General features: G+C 69.9%; 1 protein-coding gene. It reads right to left on the reverse strand.

Going from position 1 to position 10933, the window contains the following annotated elements; genetic code table 11:
- Positions 1-27: 27 nt before the first annotated feature.
- Entirely contained in the window at positions 28-10881 is a 10854-nt protein-coding gene (locus HUW46_RS09750) for a type I polyketide synthase (protein WP_215546977.1), read from the reverse strand.
- Positions 10882-10933 lie beyond the last annotated feature (52 nt).

Here is a 10933-nt window from a genome sequence, read left to right on the forward strand (position 1 = left end):
TCGTCACCACACCGCGAATCCCGTGCATCAGGACATTCCCAGCTCGTTGTCAATGAGATCGAAGATCTCGTCGGCCGTCGCCGATTCCAGGTCGGTCGCGGCGGCGCTCGGTGCCGCGGCGCGTCGGCCGTTGCCCCATTTCGCGAGCACCTCGTTCAGCCGTCGCGTGATTTCCTCGTGCTCCTCGTCGTCCACCGTCGTGGTCGCGAGCACGGAGTCCAGCCGGTCCAGCTCCTGGCGAAGCTGCGCCGCCTGGCCCCCCTTCTCCAGCGGGAGTTCGGCGAGCAGGTGCGCGGCGAGCGCGTCGGCCGTCGGGTTGTCGAACACGATGGTGTGCGGCAACCGCAGCTGGGTCTCGGCGCCGAGCCGGTTCCGCAGCTCGACCGCGGTCAGCGAGTCGAAACCCATTTCCTGGAACGGGCGCAGCGGATCGACCGCCGCGGCCGAAGCCAGTCCGAGCACTGCGGCTACGTGCCCGCACACCAGATCGAGGACGAGCCGAAGCCGTTCCGGCTCGCCGAGCGCGCCGAGTTGCTGCGCGAGGGACGGGCCGTCCGCTTCGGCCGACTGCCCGGCCGCGGTCCGCCGCTGTACCGTGGCGCGCGCCAGGCCGCGCAGCAGCGGGGGTACCGCGGCGGGGTCCGTCTGCCGGATGGCACCGGTGTCGAGTCCGATCGGGACCAGGACCGGTTCGTCCACTGTGGATGCTTTGTCGAACAGGGCGAGTCCGTGCTGCGGGGTCAGCGGCAGGACGCCGCCACGGCTCATCCGCTGCAGATCGGCCTCGCCCAGCTCGCCGGTCATGCCGCCGTCGGTGGCCCACAAACCCCACGCCAGTGACTGCGCGGGCAGGCCCTGGCTGTGGCGGTGCTGGGCAAGCGCGTCCAGGAACGCGTTCGCCGCCGCGTAGTTTCCTTGCCCCGGCGCGCCGAAGGTGGCCGCGGCCGAGGAGTAGAGCACGAACATCGCCAAGTCTTGAGTCAGCTCGTGCAGGTTGATCGCCGCGTCCACCTTGGGCCGCAACACCTTCTCCAGTTTCTCCGGGGTGAGCGAGTCGATCACCCCGTCGTCCACGACGCCCGCGGTGTGCACCACGCCGGTGAGGGGATGGTCTTCGGGGATCGCCGCCAACACTCCGGCCAGCGCGTCGCGATCAGCCGCATCGCAGGCAGCCAAGGTCACCGTCGCGCCCAGGCTTTCCAGGTCCGCCACCAAGTCCGCGGCACCCGGTGCCTCACCACCACGACGAGAAGTGATGAGCAAGTGCTTGACCTGGTGCTCGGTGACCAGGTGCCGGGCCAACAGCGCACCCAACGCGCCCGTACCACCCGTGACCAGGACCGTGCCGTCCGGGTCGAGCGCGGGCGGGATGGTGAGTACCACCTTGCCGACGTGCTTGGCCTGACTGATGAACCGCAACGCCTCACCCGCACGCCGCACATCCCACGTCCGCACCGGCAACGCGGTGAGCGCGCCCTGCTCGAACAGATCGAGCAAAGCCGTGAGCATCTCCTGCATCCGCTCCGGCGCCGGATCACCCAAATCGAACGACCGATACTGAACACCGCTGTAGTCGGCAGCCACCTGTCCGGGATCGCGGACATCGGCCTTACCCAACTCCACGAACACCCCACCCGGCTTCAGAAGCCGCAATGACGCATCGAGGAGTTCCCCGGTCAGCGAGTTGACCACCACATCCACCGCCGGGAACTTCGTACCGAACCCGGCATCACGCGACGACGCGATGTGCTCGTCATCCAGACCCATTTCCCGCAGCGTGTCCCACTTACCGGTACTGGCGGTGGCGAACACTTCCGCCCCGAGGTGGCGTACCAACTGGACGGCGGCCATACCGACCCCACCCGCGGCCGCGTGCACCAACACCTTCTGACCACTGTGGAGCCCAGCCAGATCATGCAAACCGTAATACGCGGTCAAGAACACCGTCGGAGTGGAAGCGGCCTGCTCGAACGACCAACCCTCCGGAACCCGCACCAGCAACCGAGAATCCGCGACCGCGACCGGCCCGAACGCGAGTTCCGTGATCCCCAGAACCCGATCCCCCGGAACCAGCCCGGAAACCTCGGCACCGGTTTCCAGCACCACACCCGCGGTCTCACTACCCATCGCCGCCGCACCCGGATACATCCCCAGCGCGATCAACACATCCCGGAAATTCACCCCGGTCGCCCGCACCCCGACCCGCACCTCATGCGGCAACAACTCCCGCACCGACTCCGGCGACTCCACCAACACCAGGTTGTCCAGGGTGCCCGGCGACGACACATCCAACCGCCACGGCCCGGTCGCGGGCGGCACCAAGGAACCCGCCCCCGCACGACCCAATCGCGGCGCCCACACCACACCGTCACGAATGGCCACCTGCGGCTCCCCGGTGCCCACGGCCGCACCCGGATCCAGCGAACCATCGGTGTCGACCAGCACCAGCCGGTCCGGGTTCTCCGACTGCGCCGACCGCACCAGACCCCACACCGCGGCACCCACCACATCGACGTCCGAACCACCCACCGGCACCGCACCCCGCGTCACCACCACCAACCGCGACCCGGCACAACGCCCATCGGCCAACCACGACCGCACCAACGACAACACATCACCGACCACACCACGAACCTCCGAAGCGTCCACACCGGACGACGACGGAACCTCCGCGAGAACCAACTCCGGCACACCGTCCAAAGCAGACAGACCCCAGTCGGCACCCAACGTGACCGAGGACGCCTCTGCCGTCCCGGATTCGGGCAGCGGCGTCCAGTCCACACCGAACAGCCAGTCCCGATCGGTCGTGCCCGCGGCGGTGAGCTGGTCGGTGGGCACCGGACGGATCTCCAGCGAATCGACCGAGAACACCGCCTGGCCGGTCGTGTCGGTGGCCAGAATGGACACTCCGCCCGCACCGTTGGAGGACAGCCGCACCCGCAGCGAAGTCGCGCCGGAGGCGTACAGCGAAACACCGGACCAGGCGAACGGCAGGCCGGGACCGGAACCGGTCAACGTGCCGAGGCCGAGCGGGTGGAGCGCCGCGTCGAACAGCGCGGGGTGGATCCCGAACCGGCTCGCGTCCTGGTGGTAGTCCGGCGGCAGCACCAGTTCGGCGAACACCTCGTCACCGGCCCACCACAGCGAACGCAGGCCTTGGAACGCCGGGCCGTAGTAGAACCCGGACTCGGTCAGATCCGCGTACATCGGCTCCGCCGAAACCGCTTCGGCGCCTTCGGGCGGCCACACCGTCAGCTCGTCGGCCGGTGCCTGCCGGTCGACGGCGGGCGCCAGCACGCCGCTCGCGTGCGGCTGCCACGGCTGGGTGCCGTCGGCGTCGGCGGGCTGGGAGTACAGCGTCACCGAACGGCGGCCGTCGTGCTCGATGCCGCTGACCACGAGCCGCAGCAGCACGGCGCCGTGCTCGGGCAGCACCAGCGGTGCCTGCAGGGTCAGCTCGTCGAGCACCCCGCAGCCGACCTGGTCACCGGCGTGGATGGCGAGTTCGACGAGTGCGGTACCCGGGACGAGAACGGTGCCGCCGACCGCGTGCCCGGACAACCACGGGTGCGTGGCCAGGGAAACGCGCCCGGTGAACACGACCCCGGCTTCGTCGGGCAGTTCCACCGCGGCACCCAGCAGCGGGTGCCCACCGGGCAGCAACCCGGCCGAGGACACGTCACCGATCCCGCCGACCGATTCGAGCCAGTACCGCTCGCGCTGGAACGGGTAAGTGGGGAGGTCCACGGTTCGGGCGCCGGTGCCGTCGAAGAACGCTTGCCAGTCAACGGAAACACCTGCGGTGTGGAGTTTCGCGACGGCGGCGGTCAGGGTGTGCACCTCGTCGCGGTCGCGACGCAACGCGGTCACCGCCGTCACCTCGGACACCGATTCCGCGGCCATCCCGGTGAGGACACCGTCCGGGCCGAGTTCCAGGAACGTCGTCACACCCTGGTCAGCCAGATACCGGACGCCGTCGGCGAAGCGGACCGCATGCCGCACGTGCCGGACCCAGTAGTCCGGATCGGTCACATCCGCCACCGCACCGGTCACATTGGACACCACCGGCACCTTCGGCGCCTCAAACGTCAAGCTCTCCGCCACCTTGCGGAAGTCCGCCAGCATCGGCTCCATCCGCGGCGAATGAAACGCGTGCGACACCGTGAGCCGCTTCGTCTTCCACTCCCAAGACGCCTCGAACCCAGCGATCACATCCTCATCACCCGCGACCACCACCGACCTCGGACCATTGATCGCCGCGATCGACACCTGCTCCTCGAACCCCTCCAGCAACGGAGCGATGTCAGCTTCGGTCGCCTGCACCGACAGCATCGCCCCACCGGTGGGCAGCGCCTGCATCAACCTGCCCCGCGCGACCACTAGCGCCGCCGCGTCCTCAAGCGACAACACCCCGGCCACATGCGCCGCGGTCAGCTCACCAATCGAATGCCCCGTCACGAAATCGGGACGGATACCCCACGACTCGACCAGCCGGTAAAGCGCGACTTCCAGCGCGAACAGGGAGGCTTGTGTGTACTGCGTCTGGTCGAGCGGCTCGCCGTCCTCGGCGAACATCAGGTCCTTGACCGGACGATCCAGGGACTTGTCCAGATACGCGCACACCGCGTCCAGGGCATCCGCGAAAACGGGGAACTCCCCATATAGCTCCCGGCCCATCCCCGCACGCTGCGAACCCTGACCAGAGAACAGGATCGCGGACAGCGCGGTGCCGCGAGCGAGACCTGTGACGACCGCACCCGACGGCGCGTCCTCGGCTATCGCCTTCAGCCCGCTCAGGAACTCGTCATGCTCCGCACCGACCACCACGGCGCGGTGTTCCAGCGCCGCACGGGTCGTCGCCAGCGAGAACGCGACGTCGACATCGGCACGACCATCCACATGCGACAGGAGGCGGGCAGCCTGCGCCCGCACCGCTTCCTTGCTCTTGCCCGAGAGCACCCACGGCAGCGGACGCGACACCGGCGTACGATCCGCGACCGCCGGAGTCTCGACCGCCGGAGCCTGCTCCACGATCGTGTGCGCGTTCGTCCCGCTCACCCCGAACGACGACACACCCGCACGCCGCGGCGCCCCCGTCTCCGGCCACTCGGCGTTCTCCGTCAGCAGCGAAACCGCACCCGCCGACCAGTCCACATGCGACGACGGCTCGTCCACGTGCAACGTCTTCGGCAACACCCCGTTCCGCATGGCGAGGACCATCTTGATCACACCGGCGACCCCGGCCGCGGACTGCGTGTGCGCGATGTTCGACTTGATCGAGCCCAGCAGCAACGGGTTTTCCCGGTCGCGGCCGTAGGTCGCGAGCAGCGCCTGCGCCTCGATCGGATCACCCAGCACCGTCCCGGTACCGTGCGCCTCCACCGCGTCCACATCAGACGGAAAAAGCCCAGCGTTCGCCAACGCATCACGGATCACCCGCTGCTGCGAAGGACCGTTCGGCGCCGTCAACCCGTTCGACGCACCATCCTGGTTCACCGCGCTGCCCCGGATCACGGCCAGCACCTCGTGCCCATTGCGGCGAGCGTCGGACAACCGCTCCACCAGCAGCATCCCGACGCCTTCGCCCCATCCGGTGCCGTCCGCGGCCTCCGCGAACGACTTGCACCGGCCATCACTCGCGAGCCCGCCCTGGCGGGCGAACTCCGCGAACGCGCCGGGCGTGACCATCACGGTGACGCCTCCGGCCAACGCCAGGGAACATTCACCGGCCCGCAGCGCCTGCGTCGCCAGGTGCAAGGCCACCAGGGACGACGAGCACGCGGTGTCCACGGTGACGGCGGGGCCTTCCAACCCGAGGGTGTAGGAAACCCGGCCCGACACCACGCTGCCGGAGGTCCCGGTCATCAGGTAGCCCTCGACACCGTCGGGCACCTGTCCCAGCCCGGTGCCGTACGACGAGGTCGACGCACCCGCGAACACCCCGGTCTTGCTGCCCCGCAACGAACTCGGATCGATCCCGGCCCGCTCGCACACCTCCCACGACGCCTCCAGCAACAACCGCTGCTGAGGATCCATCGCCAAAGCCTCACGCGGCGAAATACCGAACAACGCCGCATCGAACTCGCCGGCGTTCTCGACGAACCCGCCGGTGCTCTGGCCGAGCGCACCCCAGCCGCGGTCCTCCGGCGCCGTCGACAACGCGTCGACCCCGGTGGAGACGAGCTGCCAGAGGCCCTCGGGCGAGTCCACCCCGCCGGGATAGCGGCAGGCCATCCCGATGATCGCGATCGGCTCGTCGGTCGCGGCCGCGACCGTCACGGGGGCGTCGGCCGCGCCGTCGGCACCGGTCACCTCGCGGAGCAGGTGGTCGGTGAGCACTTCGGCGTTGGGGTAGTCGAACACCAGCGTCGTCGGCAGCCGCACCCCGGTCGCGGCGGACAGCCGGTTGCGCATCTCGACCGCGGACAGTGAGTCGAAGCCCATGTCCCGGAACGCCTGGCCGGGTGAAACGTCCTGCGCACCGGCGAATCCGAGCACCGCGGCCGCCTCGGCCCGCACCAGGTCGAGCACCACGCGCTGGTGCTCGCTTTCGGCAAGCCCGGCCAGCCGCTGGGACAGCGCGGGACCGTCCACGGTACCACTGTCCACTGTGTCCGAAAGCGCCGTGACGACTTCGGGGATCTCGCTGATCAGCGGCCGCGCGCGAGCCGCGGTGAAGCCGGGCACGAACCGGGTCCAGTCCACATCGGTCACCGCGACGACCGTCTCGTCGTGTTCGACGGCCTGCACCAGCGCCGACACGGCCAGCTCCGGTGCCATGCTCAGCACGCCGCGCCTGCGGAGCTGGCTCTCGGACTCCTCGTCGGCCGCGAGTCCCTCTCCGGCCCAAGCGCCCCAGGCGATCGAGGTGGCGGTGCGGCCGCGGGCGCGCCGGGATTCGGCGAGCGCGTCGAGGTAGGCGTTCGCGGCGCAGTAGGCGGGCTGCCCACCGCTGCCCCAAACCCCCGCGTTGGACGCGAACAGCACGAACGCGTCGAGTTCGGTGTCGCCGAGGAGTTCGTCGAGGTTCGCCGCGCCAAGGACCTTCGCGGTGGCGACTTCGGCGACGCCGCGAGCGTCGGTTTCGAGGATCGGGGCGAACCCGACCGCGCCCGCGGTGTGCACAACGGCGCTCAGCGGCCCGAGTCCCGCCAGCAGCGCGGCGAGCGCGTCGCGGTCGGCGACATCGCAGGCGGCGATGGTGACCTCGGTGCCGAGCGCGGTCAGCTCCGCTTCGAGATCGGCCGCGCCTTCGGCGTCGCGGCCACGACGCGAGGTCAGGACGAGGTGTTCGGCGCCGTTGGCGGCGAGCCAGCGGGCGACGTGGCCGCCGAGCGCGCCGGTGCCACCGGTGATCAAGACGGTGCCCCTCGGCGTCCACGGACGCTCGGGTTCCTTGCCCTGCAAGGGAGCGCGCCACAGCCTGCGCGCGAACACGCCGGTGTCGCGCACCGCGACCTGGTCCTCGTCTTCGATCCCGGAGAGCGCGGCGACGACCCGCGCGGCGGCCCGGTCGTCGAGCACCGCGGGGAGGTCGATCATGCCGCCCCACCGCTGCGGGTGTTCCAGCCCGATCACGCGGCCGAGCCCCCACACCTGCGCCTGCGCCGGGCTCGGCGCGGCGTCGGCCCTGCCGACGGCCACCGCTGCCCTGGTCAGCAGCCACAGCGGCGCCTCGATGCCGAGATCGGCCAGCGCACCGACCAGTGCGACGGTCGCGGCGACGCCGAGCGGCACCGCCGGGAACTCCGGGTGCGGGCGCTCGTCGAGGCCCAGCAAGGAAACCACGCCCGCGGGCGGTGCCAGTTCACCGAGCCGGGCACCGAGTGCGGCGCGATCGGTGCCACCGGCGACCACCACCGCGTCGGCACCCTTGGCGCGCACCAATTCGGCGATCCGGTCGGAGTCCTCGCTGCCCTCAGGAGCGACGACGAACCAGGTTCCCGACAGCTTCGCCGTGCCGCCCGCGGTCACCGGCTTCCAGCCGACCTGGTACCGCCAGTTGTCCACTGTGGACACAACCCGGCGTTGCTGGCGCCAGTTCGACAGCGCGGTGAAGCCTTCGGTGAAGGGACGGTCGCCGTCGATGCCCAGTGCCTCGCTCAGCGATGCCAGGTCGCCACGTTCGACGGTGTCCCAGAACAAAGCCTCTTCGGAGTCTGCGGGCGCGCCGCCCTCCGCCACGGGCACCATCGTCGGCTGGATCCAGTACCGCTGGCGCTGGAACGCGTAGGTCGGCAGTTCGACGGTCTTGGCCCCGGTACCGGCGTAGAAGGCGTGCCAGTCCACGGCGACGCCCGCGACGTGGAGCACGGAAAGCGCGGTCACGAGGGAAAGCACCTCGTCGCGGTCACGTCGCAGCGCGGGCACCAGTGCGACGTCCGAAACGGACTCTGCGGCCATTCCAGTGAGCACGCCGTCGGGACCCAGCTCCAGGAACCTCGTCGCACCCTGACCGGCGAGGTAGTGCACGCCGTCGGCGAACCGGACCGCTTCGCGGACGTGGCGGACCCAGTACCCGGGGTCGGTCACCTCGGTGACGTTCAAGGCCGCGCCGGTCACATTGGACACCACGGGGATCCGGGGTTCCTGGAACGACAGCCCCTCGGCGATCCGCTGGAACTCCGCGAGCATCGGTTCCATCCGCGGCGAGTGGAACGCGTGCGAAACCTTGAGGCGCTTGGTCTTCCACTCCCAGGACACCTCGAACCCAGCGATCACATCCTCATCACCCGCGACCACAATGGACCTCGGCCCGTTGATCGCCGCGACCGACACCTTGTCCTCAAGCCCTTCCAGCAAGGGCTTGATCTCTTCCTCAGTGGCCTGCACCGAAAGCATTGCCCCACCAGTGGGCAGCGCCTGCATCAACCGTCCCCGAGCCGCCACCAACGCCGCCGCGTCCTCAAGCGACAGAACCCCGGCCACATGCGCCGCGGTCAGCTCACCAATCGAATGCCCCGTCACGAAATCCGGACGCACACCCCACGACTCGACCAACCGGTACAACGCCACTTCGAGCGCGAACAGGGAAGCCTGCGTGTACTGCGTCTGATTAAGCAGCTCGCCGTCCTCGGCGAACATCAACTCCTTCACCGGACGATCCAGGGACCTGTCCAGTTCCACACACACCGCGTCCAACGCGGAAGCGAAAACGGGGAACTCCCCATATAGCTCCCGGCCCATCCCCGCACGCTGCGAACCCTGACCAGAGAACAACACCGCCGACTTGCCGCGGCTGCCCTGCGCGACGCCCTGGACCAGCGCCGAGGACGCGGACCCGTCGGCCAGTGCCCGCAGCCCCGCGACCAAGTCGTCGCGTTCGGCGCCGACGAGCACCGCGCGGTGTTCGAGCGCCGCGCGGGTCGTCGCCAGCGAGTACGCCGCGTCCAGCTCGTCCAGACCGTCCACAACGGACAGGAGCCGGTCGGCCTGTGCTCGCAGCGCCTGCTCCGTCTTGCCGGAGAGCACCCACGGCAGCACGGCTGGGCGCTTGGTGGCCTCGGTGCTTTCCTCGGCCGCTTCCTCCGGTGGCGCCTGCTCGACGATGGCGTGCGCGTTCGTGCCGCTGATCCCGAACGACGACACCGCGGCGCGGCGGCTCCTCGGCGTTTCCGGCCACGAGGCGTTCTCGGTGAGCAGGGAGACCGCGCCGGAATCCCAGTCCACATGCGACGACGGCTGTTCGACGTGCAGCGTCTTCGGCATGATCCCGTGCCGCACCGCCATGACCACCTTGATCAGCCCGGCGATCCCGGCGGCGGCCTGGGTGTGCCCGATATTGGACTTCACCGAGCCGAGCCGAACCGGCGCCTCGGCGGGCCTGCTCTGCCCGTAGGTCGCGAGCAGCGCCTGCGCTTCGATCGGGTCGCCGAGCGAAGTTCCCGTGCCGTGCGCCTCCACCAGGTCGATATCGGCGGCGGACAGGTTCGCACTATCGAGGGCCTGCCGGATCACCCGCTGCTGCGCCGGCCCGTTCGGCGCGGTCAGCCCGTTCGACGCGCCGTCGGAGTTCACCGCGGAACCCCGCACCACGGCCAGCACCCGGTGCCCGTTGCGGCGCGCGTCGGACAGCCGCTCCATCAGCACCACACCGGCGCCCTCGGCGGCGCCCATGCCGTCGGCCGCTTCGGAGAAGGCCTTGCACCGGCCGTCGGAGGCGAGCCCGTTCTTGCGGCCGAACTCCGCGAACACGCTCGGCTCGGCCACCATGGTCACGCCGCCGACGATCGCGAGCGAGCATTCGCCGCGCCGCAGCGCCTGTGCGGCCAGGTGCATCGCGACGAGCGCCGACGAACACGCCGTGTCGACGGTCATCGACGGGCCTTCGAGCCCGAGCGAGTAGGCGATGCGGCCGGACACCACGCTGCCGGTGGTCCCGGTCATGACGTGCGCGGTGATCTGCTCCGGCAGCTCGCCGATGCCGATCGCGTACCCCGAGGTCGCGGCGCCGGCGAACACCCCGGTCCGGCTCCCTCGCAACGAAAACGGGTCGATCCCGGCCCGTTCGATGGCCTCCCACGAGGTCTCCAGCAGCAGCCGCTGTTGCGGGTCCATCGCCAGTGCCTCGTTCGGGGAGATGCCGAAGAAGCCCGCGTCGAACTCGGTGCCGTCGAAGACGAAACCGCCCTCGGCGGCGTACATCGACGCGATGTCCCAGCCGCGGTCCTCCGGCACCGGGGTGATCACGTCGCGGCCGTCGACCACCAGGTCCCACAGCTCCTCCGGCGAGGTGACGCCTCCGGGGAACCGGCAGCTCATCGCGACGATCGCCATCGGCTCGAAATCGCGTTCCTCGAGCTCGCGGACCTGCCTGCGCGCCTGGCGCAGATCAGCGGTCGCGCGCTTGAGGTAGTCGCGGAGCTTGTTCTCGTTCTCCATCTGGCTGTGGCTCCCCTACGCGGTGTTTCGGCTTCGCGGTGTTCGGCGGCGT

The organism is Amycolatopsis sp. CA-230715, from assembly GCF_018736145.1.
In the GTDB taxonomy this organism is placed as follows: domain Bacteria; phylum Actinomycetota; class Actinomycetes; order Mycobacteriales; family Pseudonocardiaceae; genus Amycolatopsis.

Coding starts and splice junctions, on each gene's coding strand:
- HUW46_RS09750 (WP_215546977.1), bottom strand. CDS start 10,881: ATGGAGAACGAGAACAAGCTCCGCGACTACCTCAAGCGCGCGACCGCT.